At 63.8% G+C, this 21,447-nt stretch carries 27 protein-coding genes; 2 read left to right on the forward strand and 25 right to left on the reverse strand.

Annotation, left to right across the window (positions count from 1 at the left end; genetic code table 11):
• Positions 1–215: 215 nt before the first annotated feature.
• From Q9246_RS22920 to Q9246_RS22960, 9 genes are read right to left on the reverse strand one after another with little or no spacing between them, the layout of a single operon-like run.
• Positions 216–683 (reverse strand): hypothetical protein, encoded by a 468-nt coding sequence (locus Q9246_RS22920; protein WP_306393326.1) that lies wholly within the window; start codon positions 681–683, stop codon positions 216–218.
• Complete coding sequence (locus tag Q9246_RS22925; protein WP_306393327.1) at positions 680–1,345, reverse strand: glycoside hydrolase family 19 protein; 666 nt, start codon at positions 1,343–1,345, stop codon at positions 680–682. Before Q9246_RS22925 ends, Q9246_RS22920 begins: the two co-directional genes overlap by 4 nt.
• A complete protein-coding gene (locus tag Q9246_RS22930; RefSeq protein ID WP_306393328.1) occupies positions 1,342–1,722 on the reverse strand; it encodes a hypothetical protein in 381 nt (126 codons plus the stop codon). Before Q9246_RS22930 ends, Q9246_RS22925 begins: the two co-directional genes overlap by 4 nt.
• Before the next feature lie 11 nt (positions 1,723–1,733).
• A complete protein-coding gene (locus Q9246_RS22935; protein WP_306393330.1) occupies positions 1,734–2,201 on the reverse strand; it encodes a hypothetical protein in 468 nt (155 codons plus the stop codon).
• A gap of 21 nt (positions 2,202–2,222) precedes the next feature.
• Positions 2,223–2,615, reverse strand: a complete 393-nt coding sequence (locus Q9246_RS22940; RefSeq protein WP_306393332.1) for a hypothetical protein — start codon at positions 2,613–2,615, stop codon at positions 2,223–2,225.
• Entirely contained in the window at positions 2,612–3,634 is a 1,023-nt protein-coding gene (locus Q9246_RS22945) for a hypothetical protein (protein ID WP_306393333.1), read from the reverse strand. The genes Q9246_RS22940 and Q9246_RS22945 overlap by 4 nt, the downstream gene beginning before the upstream one ends.
• The gene (locus Q9246_RS22950) at positions 3,631–5,265 is read right to left on the reverse strand and encodes a hypothetical protein (protein ID WP_306393334.1); all 1,635 of its coding nucleotides are present in this window, start codon (positions 5,263–5,265) and stop codon (positions 3,631–3,633) included. Before Q9246_RS22950 ends, Q9246_RS22945 begins: the two co-directional genes overlap by 4 nt.
• Positions 5,262–10,403, reverse strand: coding sequence for a DUF4214 domain-containing protein (locus Q9246_RS22955; RefSeq protein WP_306393336.1), 5,142 nt, complete (start codon positions 10,401–10,403; stop codon positions 5,262–5,264). Before Q9246_RS22955 ends, Q9246_RS22950 begins: the two co-directional genes overlap by 4 nt.
• Positions 10,404–10,457: 54 nt before the next feature.
• Entirely contained in the window at positions 10,458–10,808 is a 351-nt protein-coding gene (locus tag Q9246_RS22960; RefSeq protein WP_306393338.1) for a hypothetical protein, read from the reverse strand.
• A gap of 86 nt (positions 10,809–10,894) precedes the next feature.
• Between Q9246_RS22960 and Q9246_RS22965 the strand changes: the two genes are divergently transcribed.
• On the forward strand, positions 10,895–11,587 hold the full coding sequence (locus tag Q9246_RS22965) for a hypothetical protein (RefSeq protein WP_306393340.1): 693 nt from the start codon (positions 10,895–10,897) through the stop codon (positions 11,585–11,587).
• Positions 11,588–11,607: 20 nt separating this feature from the next.
• Here Q9246_RS22965 and Q9246_RS22970 read toward each other — a convergent pair whose 3' ends face one another.
• The 8 genes from Q9246_RS22970 to Q9246_RS23005 form a co-directional block, all read right to left on the reverse strand.
• Positions 11,608–11,868 (reverse strand): DUF1799 domain-containing protein, encoded by a 261-nt coding sequence (locus Q9246_RS22970; protein WP_306393341.1) that lies wholly within the window; start codon positions 11,866–11,868, stop codon positions 11,608–11,610.
• 53 nt (positions 11,869–11,921) lie between these two features.
• Positions 11,922–12,239 (reverse strand): phage tail assembly chaperone, encoded by a 318-nt coding sequence (locus Q9246_RS22975; protein WP_306393343.1) that lies wholly within the window; start codon positions 12,237–12,239, stop codon positions 11,922–11,924.
• A gap of 96 nt (positions 12,240–12,335) precedes the next feature.
• Positions 12,336–12,968 carry a phage tail tube protein gene (locus Q9246_RS22980; protein WP_306393344.1) on the reverse strand — a complete coding sequence of 211 codons (633 nt, stop codon included), beginning with the start codon at positions 12,966–12,968 and terminating at the stop codon, positions 12,336–12,338.
• Positions 12,969–13,059: 91 nt separating this feature from the next.
• Complete coding sequence (locus Q9246_RS22985) at positions 13,060–13,410, reverse strand: DUF3168 domain-containing protein (RefSeq protein ID WP_306393345.1); 351 nt, start codon at positions 13,408–13,410, stop codon at positions 13,060–13,062.
• A complete protein-coding gene (locus Q9246_RS22990) occupies positions 13,407–13,955 on the reverse strand; it encodes an HK97-gp10 family putative phage morphogenesis protein (RefSeq protein WP_306393347.1) in 549 nt (182 codons plus the stop codon). The genes Q9246_RS22985 and Q9246_RS22990 overlap by 4 nt, the downstream gene beginning before the upstream one ends.
• Positions 13,952–14,257, reverse strand: a complete 306-nt coding sequence (locus tag Q9246_RS22995) for a phage head closure protein (RefSeq protein ID WP_306393349.1) — start codon at positions 14,255–14,257, stop codon at positions 13,952–13,954. The genes Q9246_RS22990 and Q9246_RS22995 overlap by 4 nt, the downstream gene beginning before the upstream one ends.
• Entirely contained in the window at positions 14,254–14,814 is a 561-nt protein-coding gene (locus Q9246_RS23000; RefSeq protein ID WP_306393351.1) for a head-tail connector protein, read from the reverse strand. Before Q9246_RS23000 ends, Q9246_RS22995 begins: the two co-directional genes overlap by 4 nt.
• Positions 14,811–15,407 (reverse strand): hypothetical protein, encoded by a 597-nt coding sequence (locus tag Q9246_RS23005; RefSeq protein ID WP_306393353.1) that lies wholly within the window; start codon positions 15,405–15,407, stop codon positions 14,811–14,813. The genes Q9246_RS23000 and Q9246_RS23005 overlap by 4 nt, the downstream gene beginning before the upstream one ends.
• A gap of 141 nt (positions 15,408–15,548) precedes the next feature.
• Between Q9246_RS23005 and Q9246_RS23010 the strand changes: the two genes are divergently transcribed.
• Positions 15,549–15,701, forward strand: a complete 153-nt coding sequence (locus Q9246_RS23010) for a hypothetical protein (RefSeq protein WP_306393355.1) — start codon at positions 15,549–15,551, stop codon at positions 15,699–15,701.
• A 595-nt stretch (positions 15,702–16,296) separates the two neighbouring features.
• Here the strand turns inward: Q9246_RS23010 and Q9246_RS23015 are convergent.
• The 8 genes from Q9246_RS23015 to Q9246_RS23050 all read right to left on the reverse strand — a co-directional run bounded on the left by Q9246_RS23015 (position 16,297) and on the right by Q9246_RS23050 (position 21,444).
• Positions 16,297–16,662, reverse strand: coding sequence for a hypothetical protein (locus tag Q9246_RS23015; protein ID WP_306393356.1), 366 nt, complete (start codon positions 16,660–16,662; stop codon positions 16,297–16,299).
• Positions 16,662–17,090, reverse strand: a complete 429-nt coding sequence (locus Q9246_RS23020; protein ID WP_306393358.1) for a hypothetical protein — start codon at positions 17,088–17,090, stop codon at positions 16,662–16,664. The genes Q9246_RS23015 and Q9246_RS23020 overlap by 1 nt, the downstream gene beginning before the upstream one ends.
• A gap of 2 nt (positions 17,091–17,092) precedes the next feature.
• Entirely contained in the window at positions 17,093–17,509 is a 417-nt protein-coding gene (locus Q9246_RS23025; protein ID WP_306393360.1) for a hypothetical protein, read from the reverse strand.
• A gap of 10 nt (positions 17,510–17,519) precedes the next feature.
• On the reverse strand, positions 17,520–17,708 hold the full coding sequence (locus Q9246_RS23030; RefSeq protein ID WP_306393362.1) for a hypothetical protein: 189 nt from the start codon (positions 17,706–17,708) through the stop codon (positions 17,520–17,522).
• A gap of 2 nt (positions 17,709–17,710) precedes the next feature.
• A complete protein-coding gene (locus tag Q9246_RS23035) occupies positions 17,711–18,043 on the reverse strand; it encodes a hypothetical protein (protein ID WP_306393364.1) in 333 nt (110 codons plus the stop codon).
• 45 nt (positions 18,044–18,088) lie between these two features.
• Positions 18,089–19,282: a phage major capsid protein gene (locus Q9246_RS23040; protein ID WP_306393367.1), complete on the reverse strand. Its 1,194-nt coding sequence runs from the start codon at positions 19,280–19,282 to the stop codon at positions 18,089–18,091.
• An 84-nt stretch (positions 19,283–19,366) separates the two neighbouring features.
• Positions 19,367–20,155, reverse strand: a complete 789-nt coding sequence (locus Q9246_RS23045; RefSeq protein ID WP_306393369.1) for a head maturation protease, ClpP-related — start codon at positions 20,153–20,155, stop codon at positions 19,367–19,369.
• Entirely contained in the window at positions 20,152–21,444 is a 1,293-nt protein-coding gene (locus tag Q9246_RS23050) for a phage portal protein (RefSeq protein ID WP_306393370.1), read from the reverse strand. The genes Q9246_RS23045 and Q9246_RS23050 overlap by 4 nt, the downstream gene beginning before the upstream one ends.
• Positions 21,445–21,447: the final 3 nt, after the last annotated feature.

Consider the following 21,447-nt stretch of genomic DNA (forward strand, 5'->3'; position numbering starts at 1 on the left):
TGCAGAAAAAGTATTGCGTGTGCTGGTCGTAATTCTCTGGTTGCCAATATTCTTTGGCATATGTTCCATCCCAGCGATAGTAGGAGAGGCACTCGAGGTAGATGATGATCTAACTATCAAAGCAACGTACGGCGTCTTTGTTATCGTACTGTTAATCGCTCAGAGGCTCGGGGCAAGGGCGTGGAAGGGACTGGTCTAATCATCGCCGCGACCGATTACTCCGGCCAAGCCTGCTCGAGCATTAACGCGTCATTGGCGTGTCGGTCAGCCTTTTCTGCCAGCTCTCGATATTCGCTCTGGCAGTTTTGGAGTACGGCTGCAAGGGTTGTGGTTGAGTGACGGAGGGCTTCGACGGAAGCGTCGGGCACGCCGCGGCCAATGGCGGCAAGGGTGTCGCGCAGGCCGAAAGAAGCGTCGGCAGAGCCAGCAGCCAGGCTGCGGATAATTTGGTCACGTGAGTTCGCATTTTCGAGGGCCTGATTTCGTTGGGTGGTCCAGTCCTGCTCGCGCAGGCGAGCGAGATCCTTAGCGGCCGCCAGCTGGGCGTCGCGCGCCGCGATGTCGGCGCGGTGCGCGGCGTCGAGCCGCCAGCCGTTGGCGGCCCAGCCTCCGGCACCGGCAAACGCCATGGCAAGCAGCGCGGCGACGCCGGCGGCCAGCGCGCGGTATGCCGCCGGGATCATGGAATCGCCCTCATGGCCTGATCGGTCAGCGCGCGCCGCTCGATGTAGCCGATGGCGTCGCCGATGCGCGCGGTCTTGCGGCCGATATTGATGCAGTCGGACACGCCGTCGACGTCATCGATGTCAGCGAAGCGGTTCAGGTCGTTGACGTGCCAGAACCAGCCGGCGCCCAGGGCGGCGCCCATGTCGGTCGAGAGCCAAGCGCCGATGCTGTCGCGCGACAGGCCGAAGTAGTCGGCGACGGCGTTGTGGTTCTCGGTGCCGGTGATCTGCATCCAGCCGGCGCCGCGCGTGCGCCACCCGTCGCCGCTCTCCGGGCCGCGGTTGCCCATGCGGTTGGCGTAAGCGATGTTGGCGATCGCCACCTGGTCAGCCGCGTGCGCCGTCGTGCGGCCGTAGCGCTCGGCCTGCGCCGGCGTGAAACGCGTCACGGCCCGGGTGTTGAATGTCGCCAGGATGGCGGCCGGCGTGTAGTTCAGGTTCTCGCGCTTGCGCACGAACCCGCCGCTCTCGTGCGCCACTTGGGCGAGGAAGTGCGCCAGGCGCCGGCGGGTCGTGATCCCGAAGCGCTCGAGCGCAGGGTCCAGAGCGGTGGCGACGATGGCCGCATTGGAACCGCATTGCGGCGCCACCCGACGGATCGTTTCGACGGCGACGATCATGGCTGCCCCCGCACGTCACGCACCACGTCGGCGAGCGTCGCGGTGCGCTTCGCCTCGACGTAGTTGAACAGCCAGCGCACGATGGCCCAGCCCGGCAGGCCACAGGCGAACACCAGGCCCAGCATCGCCACCAGGCCGAACGGCGAATGCGCCCAGGCCTGCAGGTCGTAGTGCTGGATCACGGCCGCGCCGCCGCCGATCGAGAACATGATGGTCGAGATCAGGCCTACCGCCCACTCGCGCGGGCTGCGCGGCGTCATCGCGCACATCACGACCACCGACGCCAGGCCGGCGCCGATCGCGCCGATGCCGGCCAGGCCGCCCAGTAGCTTCCATCCTGCTGCGCCGGCGGCGGCGCCGGAAATTGGTTCACTCATTTGGGATGCCTTCATGGTTTTGCTGCATCAGGAAAAACAAAACCCGCCGAAGCGGGTTTCAGGAGGGTGAGCGCGCTGGCCAGCGTGCCGGGAGAGTACCGCCAGGGGTCCGGGATGCCGAGCGCGGCGGCCACGGCCTCCGAGCAGAACCAACGGCGCTGGCTATGCGGGATCGGCGACAGCACGAACTGCAGGTTGCCCAGCAGGTCGTACGGCGCGCCGCGGTGCGCCTTGAACCAGGACTCGGCGCCCTGCTCCAGTTCGGGCGGCAGGTCGATCAGCACCCAGTTCTCGGTGTCGACGTCGATCAGCTTGTTGCGCACGCCGCCGTCAGCGAACGACGCCGACCAGGCGCGGCCGGTCGACAGCACCAGCTCGACGTGCGAGAACTCGCTGCGAGTCCACCAGCGCACCAGGCGGTTGTAGATGCCGGCCAGGCCGGGACGGGTGCCGCGGTAGAAAGCTGCTTTCAGGGCCATCAGTATTCCTTTCGGTGGTGGTCAGCCGTAGTAGCGCTCGTGCGGCTGGATCTCGTCGTCGAGGATCGCCAGCGCGCGGCCGGGCGCGTCGAGCAGGCCCATGGCCTCGAAGGCCTGCACGTCCTCGCGCGTATCGATGCGGTCGACATCCACATAGGTGGCGGCGGCCAGGTCAGCCTGGCCGACGCGCACCACTGCGGCGCGCTCGCGCAGCGCCTGGCCTGCAGCCGGGTCGTCCAGCGCTGCCAGCTCGACGCGCACCTTCTCGGTCTTCGTGAACCGGTTACGGAACGCGAGCACAGTCATGTGGCGCGGCGCTAGCGGCTGCGGTTCATTGGCGCGCGCCTCTGCTTCGGCGATTTCTTCGGGGGTGGCGTCGCGGTCGACGCCGTTGTCGTGGATGATCATCGTCATACCTTTCTGTATCCGTAAATATCGATTTGCCCGCTGATGAACGTTGCACCGCTACCAGCTCCAAACAACCTAAAGCCGCTGATGGCAGATGTGTTGTCGAAGTAGCCCTCGGCGATCTCGGCGTAGTTGTTGCCGAATCCATTTGTGCCATTTGCGCCAACGTTCGTACGGGTTGAATTGCGCGCGCCACGAACATTGATTGTCATGTTGACTCCGCTGCCGGAGGCGTTGTCTGCGACCGTGAACTGCGAGGAACGACTAACCGTTCCACCGCCATCCGGCCCCAGCGGCGCGTAAGAACTAGCCCCTGCATTCACAGTCCCGCCGATAGCCAGCCTCATTGCCAGGCCATTGTTATCCGACAGCCTGAGTGCTGTTAGCTCGATTTGGTACCGGTAGTAGTCGTCACTGAACAGGTTCAGGTAGTCGATGTTGAGCGTTCCATTGCTGACCGCGCCGCCGCCAATTCGCACGATTGGCGACAGGTCCACCGCACGGTCACCAGTGCGGTCCAGGAACACCTGAAGGGCATCACCATTGCCAAACGGCGTCGCCGAGCTGCTCGCCCGGAACGCGACGGCCAGCGCGCGGTAGCCGCTGCCAGCCACCACATCGCTGATGTCGAACAGCATCCAGCGAGTGGGATCAGCTGCTTTTACGAGCCGGATCGAGCCCTTGAGCAGGCTGAGGTTCGCCCCGATCGACACCAATAGATTGTCGATATTGCCGCCGCCCACTGTGACAGGATCGATATAGATCGCGCCGGCGCTGCTCTGGCCGGCCGCGTTGAACCGGAGCTTTCCCGGCCCTGGGTCGCCGGCCGTCGTCGCCGTGTCGAATCCGTACATGAAGGAGTAGGCGCCGCCGGCGGCGTAGGCACTCATGTTGGCCGCCAGGGCATTCTCCTGCTGGGCGCGCAGCGGCAGGTTGTCGATCATCGACGCCATGTTCGTGTCGAACGTCTGCTGGTCCTGCAGCTGGTTTGGCAGCTGGCTTGGATCGGTAAGGGCCGTGATCATCGGTTAAGCACTCCTTCAATTTGCAATGACATAGTCGAGCGGCGGAAATTGCCGATCACCTTTCGAAGACTGCTGAACTTGCCGACCAGCATGGTGTCGCCTCGCGTGGTCGACGCGAGATAGACCAGCGTTTTCTGGCGACGGCCGCTGAGGTAATCCTCCAGCTCTTCGACGCGGTCGGTCTCGACCATCACATCCACGCTCATGCGCTTCGAAAACCCGCGCTCGGTGGTTTCGCTCGACCCGTCGGCGAAAAACGTCGTCGACGAGTAATCCTTCAGTTCGGTGCCCAGCCCGATCAGCGACCGGCCGGACTCGACCACGGCGCCCTGCAGGCACATGCCGCACTTGGCCACGCTGCCCGGCTTGCGGATCGTGATCGTGACCAGCGCGTTGGCGAACACTGGCAGCGCGAGCGTGAGGAACCACGTCCGCATGCGCAGGCGGTTGAAGCACCAGCCGAAGAAGCTCGAGCCGGACCGGGGCAGCACCAGGTTGCGCTTCTCGCTGTAGACCAGGCCGCGCGTCGGGTGCGTCATCGACACCAGCACCTCGCTGGCATCCAGCGCGCCAGCGAACAGGCCTTGGGTGATCGCCCGGGCCGACACCACCGCGATGATCTCCTCCGGGTTGCTGGTCACCGTGCTGTTTCGGTCGTCGAACATTGCCCAGCGGTTGATCGCGGTTCGCTTGTTCCACCATGCACCATCGCTGAGCGGTTTGCCGACATTCCCCGCCTGCATCGACCAGTAGACGATCTTTGTCGCCGGGTCGTAGACAGCCGCGTCCTTCGCGTAGGTCGTGGCCGCGCTGTACGGCGGCTCGACCATCGGCACGTTCGAATAGATCAGGCCGGCCGTGTTACTGATCACGTCGGCCGCGCGGGTAACCGCCGACAGGCTGGTTTTGATCAGGCTGGTAATTTTGTTGCGCTCCACCCGCGGAAGTCCGAAGCGTACAGTGAGATTCATCGGCACGCCGGCGTCGACGAAGATCGAGATGTAGGCGCGCGCATATGCTGTTTCGGCGTTGAAGATCTCGTGCTGGGCTTCGAATTGCTGCTCTCTCAAAGGCCGATTCGTAGGACTGTCCAACTGATAAGATCTGCCTGCGAAATAGGTTCGATCCGAGCGCAGCTCGTCGAACACCAGGTTGAAGCGCGACGCCCCGTCAATACGGCCTTCCGCGATCTTCATAAAAAGCGCGGCCGCCAGCTTATCGCCCAGCACGGCGGCCGGCGCTCCGAGCGGAATCTCGAAGATCACCCGCGCACTCGACGCGAGATTGGACGTCCCTACAAACTGGATATCCATGTACTCGATACCGTCCTCCACCCCAGCACCCACCGGAATAAAATTCATCCCGGCCGCGCCAGAGTTATTTACTGACGCGCTCCAGTTGGTCGGCATCACGCCGGGGGCAGCCCCCTGCATGGTGTTGTTCCGGATGAAGTTCGTGGACTCCCCTTCGATCAACGCATATGGCGCCGCGCTCAGATCGGCCGGATCGTAGGTGACTGCCAAGGTATTCGGTGGCACCTCCACCAGCGTGCCAGTTCGGTCGAATACCCATTTGGGGGACGGGCGCGTGCACGCCGCGTCCCCCAATGCTACTGGATCAACGATGATCACTGAAATGCCTCCTCTTCAACGACTTTCGTCGCCAGCGGCTTGTTGCCATTGATTGCGTCGTCCAGGTGGCCTGCTGCATCCATCGCATGCTTGGCGATCGAGTAGTTCTCGGCGCTGTTGGTGGTGCGCAGCAGGGCGACTTCTGCCCGCAGCGCACGCACCTCGGCGACGAGCACCTCGTTGCCCTGCTCCGGGCTGGCCAGGCGGCGCATCAGCTCGCGGTTGTCAGCCGCAGGGATGATGCGTTCGTCCTCGTGGACCATTGCCGGCATGTCGTACGGCACGCGGTTGGTGCCGACGGCGAACCCGCGCAGCTTCTTCTCGTCGCTGCCCAGCATCGCCTCGCGGATGGTGGCGGCCGACATCCCGCCGTTCATCTGCTTGACCCAGAACTGCAGGCCGCTGGCGTCGGCCGGGCGCCCGAAGATTTCCTGGTAGAGCTTCTGGATCTGCGCCTCGGGCGAGTTCTTGATGCCTCCCAGGATGGTGTCGAGCGAGACACCGCTGGCCGCCTTGTCCTTCCAGAACTCCAGCCCTGCCGCATCCGGCGCCCGGCCCAGCGACGACTTGTACGCGTCGCTGATTGCCGAGCTGGCGGAATTGACCGGGTTTGCGCCGGCGGCCAGCACCGCGCCGCGCAGCGCCTCAAGGGCCTGCTCGATCGAGATGCCCGTGACGCTGATGCCCTTGAGGACGTCAATCTGCTCCTGCTCGCGTTCGAGCATCAGGTCGTACTGCTTGACCTGGTCCTCCAGCCGCTCGAGGCCGCGCTCCTCCACCGACAGCGCCTTGTCCGTCAGGCCCGACAGGTCTTCGATACCGTTGCGGGTAGCGTAGAAATCCCTGAGGTAGTCCTCTTGCGTGGCGAACAGCGCGGCGGAATCCCGGCTGACCACCGACAGGGCATTGCGCAGGTCGTCCGCATCGGGCAGCTTGCCGCTCGCTTTCGCGATGGCCAGCGCCGCCTGGATTTGCGCCTGCGCGGCGGCGCGGTCTTCAGCCTCGCGGCCGGATACCGTCATGCCGTCCAGGGTGGACCGCAGGGACTGCGACAGCGCGCCGATCTTCTGGATCGCCTGCGTGCGGACGTTGATTTCCTCCTGCATCGCCTTCTTCTGGCGCTCGACCACCTTCTGGAGCACCGAGAACGCACCGTCCACGCCAGCCATCAGCGCGGCTGCATCCGTTTTCACCTGCTCGGTCGCCTTAGCGGCGGCTTGCAGGCCCCACAGTTGCAGCGTCGCGCCGCGCAGCGCCGGGTCTAGCGCCGCCAAGGCGTTGGCCTGCTGCTGCGCCAGCACCGCGGCCATACCTGCGGCGTCGCCAGTCACCTCGTAAATCTCAGCCTGGATGCCGAGCAGCGAGTTTGCCGTTTCCAGCGCCGCCGCTGCCGCCTCATCGGCCGCCGTCTTGGCCTTCACAGCCTGTATCTGGTCGAACAGCGCGCGGTTGCTCTCGTCGAGCGCAGCGCGTTGCTTCGCTTGCAGTTCGGTCGACGTCATGGTCAGCGAATCCAGCTCGTCTTGCAGCTGGCCGCGCTCCTGCATGACGCTGGCCGCTAGGGTGGCGGCAGCCTCGGCAGCCGTGTCGCTGGCTTGCTTCAGGTAGTCCGACACCAGCTTGTATTGCGGGCCCAGCGCGAGCAGCTCCGAATACGTCTGGGCGCCGCTCTCGGTCGCCAGCGCGCCCGACTTCACCAGGCCCTGCACCGCCTCCTTGAATTGCTCGGAGGTGGTGATGCCAGCGAACCCGAGCTTGGCCAGCCGCTCGTTAAGCGGACCCTGGATGATCGCGATCCGCTCCGCCTGCGAAAGGAAATTGTCGTTGAAGAACGTCGTCTGCGTCGCCAGTGCATCGATGCCACCGGCGAGCGCCACCAGCCGCTCGCGCGCAGTTATCGAATCCCGACCCACCGCGCCGAACGCAACCTGCGACGTGGTGCCCATCGCCAGCAGGATCTGGTCGACCGCGCTGAAGTTGACCGCCAAGCGTTGGAGCGTGGCCGATGCCTGCTCGCCCTGCGCCTGAAACTTGCCGATCTCCGGCAGCAGTTCGGCCGCCACCGTGTTGGCAACGCCGGCGAAGAACTCGGCGATCGCCGCCTGGTTGGCGGCCTCATCCTTGCCGAGCGCGATTTTGATGGTCTGCGACCGGGCCGCGATGCTTGCAGCGTTCAAACCCAGGACCTCGGCGAAGTCCGCTGATGCTGTCTTGATCGCGTCGTAGGCCGAGGTCAGGCCTGCGGCGAACTCGGCGCCGACCGGGTTGCGATCGCTGCCTTTCTTGTCGCTGCGGAACCAGCCGCCCTTCTTCACCCAGTCGGCATCCATCGTGCCGGTGAAGCCGCCAGCGCCGAGCGAGCCGTTGAGGGTCTGCTCGCCACTGTACTCTTTCGGGCCGCGGCCGAATGCCGCCTTGCCGATCGAGACGACCGCCAGCGCGCCGGCCACCCAGGGCGCAGCCGCGGCCAGCCCGGACAGGCCCGATGCAATGCCGCTGGCGATGTTCGGCCCGACGACGCTCGCGATGCCGTTGCCGATGTTCATGCCAAGCGCCGACGTCAGGCCGGAGCCAATGCCGGCGCCATTCAGGCCGCCAGCCAGACTGCCGAGGAAGCCGGTACCGAGGCCGCCGGCCAGCGTGGCGCCGCCAGTGGCCAGACCGTACAGATTCGACAGGCCACTGGCAGCGCTCACCAAGCCGCCCGCCGCGCTGGCCGCACCGACCGCACCACCACCCAGACCCAGGGAGTTCGTCAGCCCGGCAGCCAGCGGGCTGACCGCCGCCGAGATGATGGGGCGCAGCACCAGAGTGCCGAACATATTCTTCAGCGTGGAGACCAGGTTCTCGCCGAAGTCCTTCCCGCTTTCGAACCCGCGCAGCAGCGCGTCGGTGAGCGACTGCTCGATCGATTCCGAGGCGCGCTTCCATTCCTCTGCGGCCTTCTTCGCCGCGTCAACCTGCTCCATCGCATCGATGGCGGCCGAGTTGCGCTTCTTCGCGTCGATGAGCTTTTCCAGCGTCTCGATCTCATCGAGCGTCAGCCCAAGCGTCGAACGCTGGGCCAGTTGCTCCTCCAAGCGCGCCAGTTCCAGCTGCTCGACGGCCGACTTGGTCAGACCGTATGTGCGCGCCAGTTCTTCGTTGCGGATCGCTTCCGCCTCGGCGTCCTGCACCCGCTTCGCATAGACAGAACTTGTCGCCTCCAGGCCTCTGGAATACTCGGCCTGGAAGTCACTCAACTCCTTCGCTGCGCGCAGACGATCCTGCTCCGCCTGCTTAGCGAACGGCTGCTGGCCAATGTATTTCTCGACCGTGGCCACGTACTCGGCCAGCGATTGCTTGCCAGCCTTGTAGCCGGCATAGAGCTTGCCCAAGTCGGCGTAGAAGTTCGGATCGATACTGGCGGTCTTGCCGTTGATGCGGTCGAGTAGCGCCTCGTATTCCTGAGCAGCCTTCGCCGCTTTTTCGACACCTTTATCGGCACCGGAAGAGTAAGTCAGGTCACCTTGAACGCGGTCGCCGAGGTCACCGTCGCCAGCCCCACCACGGCCGGCCAAGCGGGCCCGATAGGCCGCTTCGAAAGCATCTGACGGCGCCTTGCCCAGGCTCTCAATGCTAGCCTGCCCATCCAAAATTGCTTGCCTGAGATCGGCATAGGATTTCTTGACGTCCTTGAGACCGTCACCGCCGGTGAAGGATTCATATGCAGCTTCAATCGGGCTGATAAGTGCGAGGTCATTTACGATTGCAAATCCGGCGCGCACCGCCTTCAGTGCGTCCCACGCGATTCTGGTCGATCGCACGAAAGTCGCTACCGCATCCGATGCCTTCGCAAACCCAAGCCCCAGGTCGTCCGCCCAGTCTGACCAGTCGCCCTTCTCCAGCTTCGCCTGCTGGTTGTAGACGTCCGAGAAGGTCCCGACCAAGTCGCGCAGCGTCGGCGCGACATCGACTGCCACCGAAGTGACAAACCCCTTCAGGTCCATCGTCAGCCAGCCGATGTGATCCTGGAACTCCGCGGCGGCGCCGGCGGCTTCGCCGGATGTTCCGGTGACCTTGCCATAGTTCTCAGCGAGGTCATTGAGGAAAGGCAGCAAGTCGGCGCCAGACTTGCCAATCAGATCATTGATCAGCGCTGTCTTCGAGGCACTATCGTTGTAGCCCGACAGCTTCGTTGCAGCGTCGACCAGCACAACAGATGGGTCACGCAGGCCGCCCGCGGCGTCCCTGGACGAAACGCCCAGCGCCTTGAGCGCTTTCTGCACCTTGCTGCTATCTTCATCCAAGTCGGCCATGCCCTTGGACAGCTTAGTTAGGGCGCCGTCGATGGCGACCATATCGGTGCCGAACACGGTGGCAAGCTTCTGGATCTTCGACAGACTTTCGACCGAAGACCCGGTCTTCTGCGCCATATCGTCGAGCTCAGCCAGCTCGTTGAATGCGACGTTGACCAGTGCAGCGCCCGCTACTGCCGCGGCTGCAACAGCCGCACCGACAGCAAGCAACGTGGTTTTGTAGCCCTCGGCGCTTTCGCTCAAGCTGCCGAACGACGACTCACCAGCCTGTTCTTGCTGGCGAAGCTGCTCAATCATTTCCGCTGCAGCCTCGCTTACGCCCAGTTGCTGAGCGCGCAACGCCGCCAACTCGGATGCGGACTTACCAATGCCTTCGGTGCGCGCGCGCAGGCCCTCAAGAAAATTCGTCGATTCATCCAGTCTTCGCTGGGCCTCAGCGGCGAGCGCACTCTTCTTCGTCATCTCATCGAGCTGATTCAGGAAGGGGCGCAGCGCGTTGACATCAAGTCCGCGTGAGTTTGCCAGGGCCTCGTAATACTGGGCCGAGCCCTTGGCACCCGCATTCATCGTCGCCAGGGTTCTCTGAATCGAATCGGCCATGCTTTTCGTGGCGCGATCCATACGGCCGGCGGCCACCCCTGCGCCGTCACCGGCAGCCTCCAATCCAGGCGTGCGCGCGACTTCCTCCAGGGCAGTCGCGGTCCGTTTCGCCGTGGCGCCAAGGTTATCCAGGTTCTTCCCGGTGCGGTTGGCGCCCTCCTCGATCTTGCGAAGGCCCGCGTCGACACCACTGCCATCGACGTCCACGCGGATGGTTGCGTTATTTACGATGTCGCTCATCTTTCGCCCATAAAAAAACCACCCCGAAGGGTGGTTTGTTTTAGTTTCAAAAATCTAGTCCAAGCTTTTGTCAGGCTTGGGCTTAGGCTCCAGGCACACGTCGTGCACCAAACCGCGCATGTAGGGCTTGGGCGGAACCTGCCTTGCGAAGACCACTCCCTGCTTGTCTCGTAGCTCGAGGTATTTAATCCGGCAGTTCACCACTGCCATGTAAGGAGATTTGGTGACGCCTTTGGGGCCACCCGTCGCCATGGTGAACGAGCGCAGGTCGCCATTGCTACGAACCGATTTGGTCTCGTAACAAGCAGCGGCCTTGGTATCCGGGTCCTGTCTGCACGAAAGTTTCGGCGAAGCCATCGCATTTGCGGCCAGCAGGACGGTTATAAATAATAGTGCGCGCTTCATCACTCCTCCATATATGGAAGAGCAATGTTACACCAGCACGAAAGGATGCTATCGTTTACAAACAGGCAACTAACTTTGTTACCACCATGATCGACCATTTTACGATTCACGAAGTCTTCCATGACCAGCTACACGAATGCGAGGAAGGCGACGAGTTCACGCTGTGGACTAGGCCGGAGGCGCCCCTCATTTATGCATACCGCGACGGGACCATCGGCGGCCAGGGCAAGGTGGTCGCAATCAGTAAGCTCGATAATCCGAAGCTGGTAGAAATGATGGACGCGGGCTGGTTGGTCGATCTAACGCTTTTACAGAAAGGGGAGCGTCTACGCTTCCAGCTCACGGCAGAACCGCCGGATCCGCCCGAGGTCGCGGCCAAGAAGGCCGCAGCCTATGAAGCCTCTCTGCGGGATGAGGTGCGCGCGCTCCTGACGCGCCCGTATCGCCCCGTCAAACGCGAGTTGAGCGTTCAAGTTAGGTCACGCGAAGGCCGAAAATTCCGGGTCGGTGAATCGATGTCATTGCCACTTCGGACGCTGGATCAGCGCCTGGAGAAACACGCCTATGATGTGCGATTTGTGGGCGAGAGCGGCACAGTAGGCTGGGTGATCGGCAATACCGAACTCCGGCAGCGTATCCTTCGAGCACAGTTCAGCGGCTATGAAATCAGTGCAGTAGTTACCGCTGTATGGGCAGAGCCTGCTTATTGCGGTTCTGACGCTCCCTTCAGTAGGGAGGAGCAGTGCACGGCGACTGTTTTCTTCAACGAGAAGACGTGACCTGATCATCTCCCACCCGGTCACCCCTTGCTGCGCATGGCCTCGAGGGCTGCGCCTTCCATGATCTGCAGGTCTTCGTCGAGCTGGTTATATTCCTCGGGCGTCAGACCCATCCGATCCATCCGGTTGTAGGCCACAAGGAAGTTCAGCGCGATCGGCCCGCCCATCGGGGCCAGGACCCACTGCCGCTGCATGCCGCAGAACATTTGGTAGGCCTGGAAGTTCTCCGGCCAGATTTCAACGGTCTCCGCCGCCAAGTCCTCCCGCCTCAGGCCCGCCACTGCCAGCTCGGCGTCGGTGGGCTCCGAAGTGTAGAAGGCCTCGGCGACGGCCCTTAGTTTTTTGCGCGGGCGCCGGTGATCTCAGCGATGTACTTGTCGAGGATCGCGCGCGCAGCGCCCATGTAGCGCTGCACCAGTTTCTCGACCTGGTCCTTGTTGAAAGTCTCTTCCAGGTCCCAGCCTGCCAAGATGTCCATGAGGGCATCGACGTCTTCGGCGCCGGCCAGATTCTCGATGAATTCCTTGAAGTCGTCGCGGTTCATCCATTTAAAGGTGAACTCGACGTCGGCAGTTTTGCCGCCCGGGACTGGGATCGCGACGATGGCGGCGAAGGTGGCGGCGGTGGCCAGGGAAAGTTTTGCTTTTGCCATGATGATTTTCTTTCGAGAGGGAGATAAAAAGACCCGCGAGGCGCTACCCCGCGGGCGTAGAAGGTCAGCGCCGTTCGGCGCCGACTGGCAACGGGTTTAGTAGCGAACGACCTTGTTCTGCAGCGAGAAGATCGACTTCACGGCCATCACGCTGCCCTTGCCCAGGCTGGGCGACTCGTTGAACGAGCAGTAGCCGGCATACAGCAGCACACCGCCGCCCGGGATCAGGCCGCGCAGGCAGGTCAGTTTCACGCCGTCCGACACCGCCTTCAGGGCGGCGTGGTGCGGGAGCGACTTGTCGTCGGCGGTGGTCAAGGTGACCGTGGTGGCGGTGAAGCCGTCGGGCAGCATGACTGGCATGTTGGTATCGAGCAGCGGCACCTCGACAGTCTTTCCGTCGCCGCCGGACACTTCGGCGCTCACCACGCCGGTGACTGGAACCCAGGTCGTGATTTTGCGCACGGTGCCGGTGCCGGCGCCGGCCGGGAACAGGCTGGTGTCGGTGGTGTCCAGGCCTTCCAGGGTGAAGGTGGTGCCGCTGGCCGCTTTCAGGCGGAACACGCGGCCGGTAGCGGCACTCCAGCCGCCGGTGTATTCCACGAAGTCGCCGACTGCGAAGGTGTTGGTCGCGGAGGCCACCGCCTCGGCGGCATTGGTGATCGCGGTGATGCTGACAGCGGCAGCGAATGCGCTCGCCACGGCGAACGCAATGTTGTTGGGCAGTTGCATAGGTGCCTTTCAGGGGTAAGCGCCCGGCGAACGGGCAAAGAAAAAGCCGCCTGGCTTTCGCGAGGCGGCTTGGGGTTCGGGTGATGCTGGGTCAGCAGAAAATCTGGAAGTCCTGTGCAGTTCCGCGGAGGTCGGTCTGTTCGTCGTAGGTGGCCAGGCGGCCGGTTACGACCTCGACCTGCAGGTGGTGAGCAGAACGCATGGCATCTTCGATCAGCATTCCAAGTGCCGACGCCTCGGTGCGGCGCTCAGCCCAGACGTTGACCTGCATGCGCACCGACTGCTTATCGGGGCGATCTCCGCTCAGGAAGTTGATCGGCGCACCACCCACACATTGGTAGGTGATGTATGGCTTCACGGTGTCGAGCGGCGCGACGTCTGGGAAGACGCGGCCGCCGGCCATCGACTGAAGCACGCTGTAGATATGCTCTTCTGGGGTCATGATTTCTTGGAGTTCCTCGCGATCTGTTCGGCTAGGGTGCGCGTCATGACGTCGACGGCCTCTTGCTTCTTGCTCTCGTAGGCCGGCCGCATAAACGGGTACGCCGGAACGGTTGCGCTACCGTTCTCGAGCTTCGCGGCCTGCTTTGCCCAGTACTTCGCCTCGCGGGCTCTATGCGTCTTCCAGCCCACCACGCGCCCTGTCTTTTTGCTCACGGTCTTGTTCCTCCGGACCTTGGCATGGCCATCCTCAACGAAGCGCCAATAAAACGCGTCCTGGCCGCCGAAGCGGCCCGATCTGACGGTCACCAGATACACCTGCCGCGTGGCGCCGTCCGATTCTTCCGTCACCCGTTTGACGATAATATTTCGATGGATCGTGAAGGTCTTGGCGCGCTCAAGCGCATTGCGCTTCGCCTCTTCGCGGAACAGCTCGGCACCGGAGAATCCCGTCACGCGTAGCGTCTCCTCGCCGGCGCCGCTGCGGATCTGGTCGACCGTCTGCTGGACAGCGGCGGCCAGGCTCGAATGATCGAGGTCCATCATTTGACGCTCTCGCAGACCAGGAACATGAAGTCGCGGTCGTTCGAATCGGGCAGCACCGCCTGGACGTCATATATGACGCCCTGGTGACGTGCGCGCATGGACGCGTCCACGTCGCGCGCCGCCCGGATCCTGATCGAGCACTTCACGATCGACACGTCGGCATTGGCGCGCATGGCCTCGGCGCCGGACTGAAACTTTACATTCGCCCACACCGTGCGCAGCACCGACCAGCTTTCCACCGGCTGGCCAGCGCCGTCTCGGCCGGCCGCGCGCTTTAGCAGCGCCACTCGGTCGTTCATCATCCGTACACCACCTCTGGCCAGAGCAGCCGCTTCACGTGCTCGTTTTTAGGCTGGCCGCCGGACTGGAAGTGCTCGGACAGGCGGGCCAGGATGAATCCTGAGATCGCCGCCGGTACCGACGTGTGGTCCGGGCCGTAACCGCATCGCACCTCGACCTCGACCGCATTGATCCGGGCAGCGGTCGCTGGCCAGGCCTTGCCCGGCGCGGGCACGATGTACCCCGGCTCGCTCTCGCCGTCGACCTGGTAATCCTGCGGGTCGAGTGGCAGCTGCACGCCCGTGGTGCCGTAAAACTTCACGTGCTTGACCTGCAGCAGCGGCGGCCGGCGCAGTTCGATCGCGCCGTTGAAGCGGTCCAGCGTCAAGCGCCAGGCCTGCTCCATGATTGCGCGGTTCGTTTCGCCCTCGGCCTCCGAGGTGTACGTGCGGATCGCGCGCTCGATCTCGCCGTCGAGCGGCGAGACCCCGCTCTCGTCGACGTCGACCCGCGCGGCCAGGCGCGCCTCGACCATCGAGACAGCCAGCCCGGTGGGTGGCGTGATCAGTTTCCAACTCATCGGATGGTTTCCTGTATTGCTGGCGGCCGCTGGCCACCTGTTTGTGCTGGGCGCGCCGTTACCGACACACGCTGCGGCGCGTATCCGGCGCCGGCCGGCGCGCGGGCATATTCGATCTGGGCGCTGTAGCGCAGCTGCACGTTGCCGCCGGCGAGTGCCAGCTGAAGGGCCTGCACGCGCATGCGGCGTGCGGCGCGCGCGCTGGCCGGGCCGGCCGACATGACCAGCGCCGCCGGCGAGACGATCAAGCGACGGCCGACCAGCAGCCGCGCTGCGCCCACCGCGAGATCGAGGTGCGCACCAGCGACGGGCATACGGCGCGCGACGCGCATGCGCACTTCGCCGCCGCCCAGCGAGATCGCCGCGGCGGCGACCGGCAGCGTGTATGAACCTGGCGCCGGCGCCGGGGCGTACTGCATGCCCACCTGGCCGGCGGCCATTCCCAGAACTGCCGGCGCGACCGGCAGGCGTCGGCCGGCGCGCATCGCGACGCCCTGCCCGGCCACGCCCAGCGCCGCCGGCTGCACGCCGAGGCGGCGCGATACTGCCATTCGCGCCGGGCCTGCCAGCAGGTTCAGGGCAGCAGGTTGCACGGCCAATCGCCGCGCGGCGCGGACCAATACCGCGCCGCTGGTCAGGGCCAGGCCAGCGGGGTGCGCACTCAGCCGGCGCGAGACTCGCATTCCAGCCGGACCACCACCCAAGGCAATCGACGCCGGCCCTACCGTCAGCAGATGTTCAGCAGCGACAAGAGAAGCGAACTCGCTGTCGCCTTCTCCCTCAAACGCTTGCCAGAAAGCGCTCGCGCTGTTGGTGAGCCGTTGTATCTCAGCGTCGGACAAAACATCGTCGAAGAAAAGAATGCCCGCAGCGCCATCCAGCCATGAGGCGCTACTAACCTCGTCAATGGTATTTGCGCCAAGCAGTAGAAAGCTGCCGGGTCGGCACGCGCCACTCACCGTGTCCGGCGATGATCGCTCTCCAAATCTGAACCAAGATATCAGCCCGGCATCATAGGAGTATCTGCAAGCGACGGGGGTATCGACGAATGACTCGATTGTGCGATTGTTCTCCGTGTACTGCACGAGTCCATGAAACGTCAGCGTTTGCCGAGTGGCGCCGGAAATGGCCTGAGACCTGCCCCAGGCCCAGCCCCTATTTCCACTGGTCCTGTTGCTCAGCAGGTACCTGGTAGCATCAGCGTTTAGATAGCCAGCGTCGCGAGCGCGCCAGATTGAAATTAATGTAAAGCCCCGAGTGACGTCGTGGGTCAAATTGTATTCAGCACGCCCTCCGCCCATGAGCACCCTGCCAGAGGGCGTAGCCTGAATCGTGAACGGGCCATCGGTGCGTTGTGGCTGTGAACCGTCAACGTAGTTTGCAAGGCCTTGCCCAGGTACAAAGGCATAGCGCAGACCACGCGCAATCCATTCCCTTCGGACTCGAACCTGGCCCTGCGGCTGGTAGCGCATGCCGGGCACGTCAGCCCACCCGGGCCTGGAGGTACGATTCGACCGTCACCGCGGTCGTAGCGTTGCCGTACGCGATCACGCGAATATACATAACGCCAGCGCTCATCGCGACGGAGCCGCTCGACACGCCGCTCGCGACTGTGGTGCCGCCGACCGTAAAATAGTCATACCAGTTCGCGCCGTCATGCGACGTCTGCAGCACCAGGGTGGCCGGCACGGTCGGCGCGCTGGAGCCATTGGTGATTTTGTACGCCCACTCGCCGCCGGCGAAGGCGCGCACGTCGACCGCGCCGCCAGCGACCGGTGCGGCTGCGGTGGTGCCGGCAGGAACGTTCGTCGACGCCAGGATCGTGGCCGGCTGCTTGGTGATCGCCATTATTCTTTCTCGCTTCCGTCTGGGTGAAACAGGGCCTCGGCCACCTGCTGGGTGGTGAGCGGGTCAGGCTGCAGGCCCAGCGCGCACAACGCGTCAGCGTTCGCTTGGGTGACCGCGCCAGCGACGACGAAAGCCTGCAGGGAAGACTGCACCAGGGTCGACCCGATGCGCAGCCGGCCCTGCTCGAGCAGCGGGCGCACGTGGCGCATGTCCGGCTGGTCCTGGATGAAGTCGATCAGCCCGTTGCCGGCGGCGACGCCGATGACCTCGAGGATCGTGCCGTAGCCGACCTCGCGGTCGTTGCCGCAGGTCCGGCCCGCCGACAGCAGATCGGCGAGCGCCTGGCAGTCGCGCGCGGCCAGCACCTCGGCGCAGTCCGGCCGCGAGCGGGCCAGCTGGCGGATTTCAGCTTGTTGTTCTGGGGTCATGATCAGGTCAACGTCAGGACGCCGGCATCAGGATCGAAGTCGAGCGTCAGGATCTCGCCGTCGCCCAGGGTAATGCTCGAGCCGTAGTCAACGTGGCCGACCAGAGGCTTGCCGGCAGCGGTGTCGTTGTAGACCACCGCGTAGCGCAGCGGACCCACGGCGGCGCCCGCGGCGGTGATCACCTCGTCGGCGATGGCGACCTTGGCGACGCCAGCGGCATCCGACAGCGTGACGCCATCCAGGACGTAGCCGCCGGCCAGGTAGGCGCCGCCGCTCACCTGGGTGATATCGGCCAGCACCAACGCAGTCGGCGCCGGCAGCGTGTTCGTCAACGCTGCCTTGAACGTGTCCGAGGCGAACTTGTGCACGCCATTCAGCACCGCCTTGGCGAGCGACGGGGATTTCACGAAGGTTGCCATGTGCGGCCTTTCATTGTTCAGCGAGCCGCGCGCGCAGGTGCGCCAGCAGCTCGATGTCGGCCTTGCCGACTATTTCGTCAGGGAAGATGACGGCCCGCGCAGGCTGGCCGCGAACGGTGCCTGTCACGATGACCATCAGGGAGCCCGCGTCCGCATCGGCGCGCACGTTGGCGAGCCAGGCGGCGTCCGCAGGGCTCACGGTTACTGCTCGCCCGCCAGCGATTCGGCATAGGCGACTGCTTCCGGCGTGCTGTCGAGCACATCGGGCAGCGCCTTCGCGGTGTCCACGTCGACCTCGACGACGTCGTTGCACTGGCCGTATGCGCCAGCGACCAGGACGCGGGCCTTGACCAGCGCCACCGGCGCCGGGCCTTCCGCGGGCGGTGCTGTCGGGTCCGCGACAGCGGTCGCCGCCGGCGGTGCCGGCTCGGCTGCCGGCGAATCTGCGGCACCATCGCCTGGCGCCGGGTTGTTTTGTTCGTCCTGCGCGCCCTGCTCGGCACCAGTCGAACCAGGCAGTTTTGCTTTTGCCATCTGGATTCTCCTGTTGGCGGCCGATCTGGCCGGCCGCCGTTTCGATTAGGTTGCGCTGTTCTGGAAGACCTTGACGGCCGCTGGTTCCAGCAGGTTGCCGCCCGAGCGGGTCCAGCCGCAGAAGCCAGCTTGGCCCTTGAGGCCGAAGGCCGAGTCGTCGAAGCGACGCATGATGGTGCTGTTCTTGACATCGCGGATCGTGTACTGCGAGAAGTCGCCGAACGCGATCGATTTGGCGTTTGCCGCCATGACCGGCACGTCGTCGTTGATCGTGACTGCGTGGCCATTCAGCATGTCCGGAGCGCCTTCGGTAATGGCAGGGATCCAGATTGGGCGGCCGACAGTGTCCTTGATCTTCGAGACGCCTTGGACGGTCGTATCGTTCATCATGTACTTTGCGCCCTTGCGATAGGCGCGGTTGACCGCGTGCTTCAGGTCGACCAGGTCGTCGTAGGTAACGGTCAGCGACTGACCAGTGGGCGCGACTTTACCGACGCCAGCGACCGTCAGCATGCCGAGCGGTTGGCCAGTGCCGGTGCCGACGGTGTAGTGGCGATTTTGGATGCGCGCGATGCGGACAGCCAGTCGGTTCACCACGAACGTGACAACGTCAATCGCGCTGTCCTGGATCAGCTGCAGCGGGAGCGCCACTGCTTTCGACGAGTAGTTGAAGACCGGGAGCCCGACGGTACCGAACGACACATCCAGAACGTTGGTCTGGGCGTTTTCCGATACGATTTCGCCCTCTTCACCGGTGCCGTCCGAGGTCGGCCAGTTCATTGGGTCGCCGGTCACGGTCGGCATGACGGTTGCAACTTCGCGCATGCCACCGTATGCCTTGAGACGCTCGATCACCATCGAGGCAACTTCGGTTGGCACGGTGAAACCGCCTTCGCTGCCCGTGGTGGTCGACATCACATTGCGGATCTGCGCCGCCTGGTCGGCAGACAGGTTCATGCCGTTGCGCAGGTAAAGTGCGCACGCCACCAGGGCCGTGACTTCGACACCATCTTCCGGCTTTTTCTGTGCCGGGTTTTGGAAGAACTTGTCGGCTTCGAGTTCACGCATCTTCTCGACGTTCGTGATCTGCTGGCGTGCAGCATTGATCTCGTTGGTGAAGCCGTCGAACTTCGCTTGGTCTTCTGGAGACCAGATCTGATCGCCCTTCTCGGCGAGCAGGTGATTGGCTTGGGTTGCGAGGTTGGCAATCTTCTCGCGCAGTTGCTGGATGGTGACCATGTGGTTCCTTCAAATAGAAAAGGGAGCCTCTTGGGCTCCCTGAGACGAGGTGAACCGACCTCGGGCGGACTTGCGCGAGAAGCGCTATGCGGCGATGGCCAGCGCTAGGCGGTTTGCATTAGCCTGGGTCATGCGCGGACCAGTGGGTTCGGGGGCTACCGCCTCGGGCGGCGGGATGTTTTCGGCTGGCGGCAGCACAGGGGCTGAATCCTGCGCCGCAGCGGCGATCGACTTAGCCAGGGCGGGCGGAGCTTTTGCGTAAGCCGAAAGATTCCATGCGTTTGAAACGCCGGCATGATCAGCGATGCGATCGATGAACCCGCCGGCGAGTGCTTCATCGGCCGTCATCCAGGTCTCGTCTTCCATCATTGCGATGATTTCTTCAGTCGGCTTGCCCGTCTTGGTAGCGTAGTCGTCGACGATGGTGAGTTCGATCTTCTCCATGACGTTGGCGGTATCCCGCAGGACGCTCTTATCGCCAAAGGCGGCCCCTTGGGCGTTATGGATCATAAAGAAGGCGCCCTTCTGCATGACCACCTCACTGCATGCGATCGCGATGCTCGTGCCTGCGCTTGCGCACAGGCTTACGATGTTGGCGATCGTCTTACCAGGGAAATTGCGAATCGCAGCTGCGATCTCCTTCCCTTCGAACACACTCCCACCAGGGGTATTGAAGTGAAGGTTCAGGTCCTTAGTTGGGTCGGCCATCTCTATTGCAGCAACGATGTCCGCCGCGTTGGCTTCGAAGCCAGGCGCGATCACGCCGCGAATGAACAAAGTTTGGCCGGCGGCGTTGCTCACCAGGATCTCGCGCTTCCCGGAAACGTGGGCAGTTGCGGTGTTATCGAGGCAGAGTTGGAAGAAAGGGTTCATTCGGCCGCCTTTTTGTCTTGCGTAGTTGTTGATTGCGCAGCAGCTGCGCCCTGATCGCGCGGCGCGCGATAGATTTCGTCGCCGCCCGGTATCGGCGGCAGCCGGCGGCTGCGCCGCACCTCATTGACCGACGTCCACCCGTCCCCGGTACCTGGCCCACCAAGCGCCACACGGTCTGCTGCCGACTGGGCTGTAATGTCGCCCTGATACAGCGCTTCGCGGTGGAATTCCAGGAAGCGTCCGTTGTTACGCGGGTAGAGCTTTCGGTTCAGTTCCTGCTCGATCTTGCGCAGCCAGGTCTGCAGCGTGTACTGCACGAACGCGCGGCCGATCGATTCCAAGCCGGTGCCCCAGCTCGTGGAGCCGGTGGATTCGTTGATCATGAAACCCGGCACGCCGAACGCGCGGGAGATGTCCATCACCTGGAACTTTCGCGCCTCGAGCAGCTGGGCGTCCTCGGCGGACAGGCTCAGCTCCTTCGCCGATATACCTTCAGTCAGTACCAGGGGAAGCCGGTGCGCATTAGCCAGTCCAGCGTAGCGACTGTTGAACGCATGCTGCAGGCTCGTGATCTGGTCCTCGGTCATCTTCGCCGCAGCTTGCAGCACGATCGATGGATGCGCGCCGCCTTCGAAGAACTTGCCGCTGTATTCGTCCATGGCCAGCGCGTTGCCGATCGCGCTGCGCGCGCCGAATTGGATCACCGACATCGACCGCATGGTCGAATCGTCGAATCCCAGGCCTGGGAAGTGCAGAATGTCGGACGGGTCGAACCAGGTTGAGATGCCGTGCGATGGCAGGTTGACGTAGTAGCGCACGCCCTGACCCGGGATGCGCACGGGCGATACCGAACCCCACGGCAGCGGAAGGATCTCGCGCAGCGTGCCGTTCATCCGCCAGCGCAGCAAACCGAAGGCATCGCCGCGCAGCAGCTGCGCCATGCTCACACCTTCCCACATCGAGGCCGCGGTGTATTGCGGGCTTGGCTGCTCATTCAGGAGGTACCAGAGGTCGCTGCGCGGCAGCCGCGCCGGGATCTCTCCGCCGTCCAAGCTGTATTCGTTGATCGGCATGCTGACGATGGCGCCGGCGATCTTCGCGACACAGGCCGCGACGGCCGACACGCGCATTGCCGAGGTGGCTGACACAGTAGTGCCGGTCGGTGCCACGCCAAATGCTTCCATCACATTGGGGCTGTACTGGGCCTGATTGCCCACTTTCCCGTACGTCGGTTCCGGCACGGCCTGTCGCCAGTGCTCGGTGGCGGCCAGAGCGTCGAATAGTTCCATTTT

It is taken from the genome of Telluria beijingensis (assembly GCF_030770395.1).
Taxonomy (GTDB): domain Bacteria; phylum Pseudomonadota; class Gammaproteobacteria; order Burkholderiales; family Burkholderiaceae_D; genus Telluria; species Telluria beijingensis.

Excerpts from the sequence above, each read along its gene's own strand:
- Q9246_RS22920 (WP_306393326.1), bottom strand. The coding sequence starts at position 683 with ATGATCCCGGCGGCATACCGCGCGCTGGCCGCCGGCGTCGCCGCGCTG.
- Q9246_RS22925 (WP_306393327.1), bottom strand. The coding sequence starts at position 1,345 with ATGATCGTCGCCGTCGAAACGATCCGTCGGGTGGCGCCGCAATGCGGT.
- Q9246_RS22930 (WP_306393328.1), bottom strand. The coding sequence starts at position 1,722 with ATGAGTGAACCAATTTCCGGCGCCGCCGCCGGCGCAGCAGGATGGAAG.
- Q9246_RS22935 (WP_306393330.1), bottom strand. The coding sequence starts at position 2,201 with ATGGCCCTGAAAGCAGCTTTCTACCGCGGCACCCGTCCCGGCCTGGCC.
- Q9246_RS22940 (WP_306393332.1), bottom strand. The coding sequence starts at position 2,615 with ATGACGATGATCATCCACGACAACGGCGTCGACCGCGACGCCACCCCC.
- Q9246_RS22945 (WP_306393333.1), bottom strand. The coding sequence starts at position 3,634 with ATGATCACGGCCCTTACCGATCCAAGCCAGCTGCCAAACCAGCTGCAG.
- Q9246_RS22955 (WP_306393336.1), bottom strand. The coding sequence starts at position 10,403 with ATGAGCGACATCGTAAATAACGCAACCATCCGCGTGGACGTCGATGGC.
- Q9246_RS22960 (WP_306393338.1), bottom strand. The coding sequence starts at position 10,808 with ATGAAGCGCGCACTATTATTTATAACCGTCCTGCTGGCCGCAAATGCG.
- Q9246_RS22965 (WP_306393340.1), top strand. The coding sequence starts at position 10,895 with ATGATCGACCATTTTACGATTCACGAAGTCTTCCATGACCAGCTACAC.
- Q9246_RS22975 (WP_306393343.1), bottom strand. The coding sequence starts at position 12,239 with ATGGCAAAAGCAAAACTTTCCCTGGCCACCGCCGCCACCTTCGCCGCC.
- Q9246_RS22980 (WP_306393344.1), bottom strand. The coding sequence starts at position 12,968 with ATGCAACTGCCCAACAACATTGCGTTCGCCGTGGCGAGCGCATTCGCT.
- Q9246_RS22985 (WP_306393345.1), bottom strand. The coding sequence starts at position 13,410 with ATGACCCCAGAAGAGCATATCTACAGCGTGCTTCAGTCGATGGCCGGC.
- Q9246_RS22990 (WP_306393347.1), bottom strand. The coding sequence starts at position 13,955 with ATGATGGACCTCGATCATTCGAGCCTGGCCGCCGCTGTCCAGCAGACG.
- Q9246_RS22995 (WP_306393349.1), bottom strand. The coding sequence starts at position 14,257 with ATGATGAACGACCGAGTGGCGCTGCTAAAGCGCGCGGCCGGCCGAGAC.
- Q9246_RS23000 (WP_306393351.1), bottom strand. The coding sequence starts at position 14,814 with ATGAGTTGGAAACTGATCACGCCACCCACCGGGCTGGCTGTCTCGATG.
- Q9246_RS23010 (WP_306393355.1), top strand. The coding sequence starts at position 15,549 with ATGTTCAGCAGCGACAAGAGAAGCGAACTCGCTGTCGCCTTCTCCCTC.
- Q9246_RS23015 (WP_306393356.1), bottom strand. The coding sequence starts at position 16,662 with ATGGCGATCACCAAGCAGCCGGCCACGATCCTGGCGTCGACGAACGTT.
- Q9246_RS23020 (WP_306393358.1), bottom strand. The coding sequence starts at position 17,090 with ATGACCCCAGAACAACAAGCTGAAATCCGCCAGCTGGCCCGCTCGCGG.
- Q9246_RS23025 (WP_306393360.1), bottom strand. The coding sequence starts at position 17,509 with ATGGCAACCTTCGTGAAATCCCCGTCGCTCGCCAAGGCGGTGCTGAAT.
- Q9246_RS23035 (WP_306393364.1), bottom strand. The coding sequence starts at position 18,043 with ATGGCAAAAGCAAAACTGCCTGGTTCGACTGGTGCCGAGCAGGGCGCG.
- Q9246_RS23040 (WP_306393367.1), bottom strand. The coding sequence starts at position 19,282 with ATGGTCACCATCCAGCAACTGCGCGAGAAGATTGCCAACCTCGCAACC.
- Q9246_RS23045 (WP_306393369.1), bottom strand. The coding sequence starts at position 20,155 with ATGAACCCTTTCTTCCAACTCTGCCTCGATAACACCGCAACTGCCCAC.
- Q9246_RS23050 (WP_306393370.1), bottom strand. The coding sequence starts at position 21,444 with ATGGAACTATTCGACGCTCTGGCCGCCACCGAGCACTGGCGACAGGCC.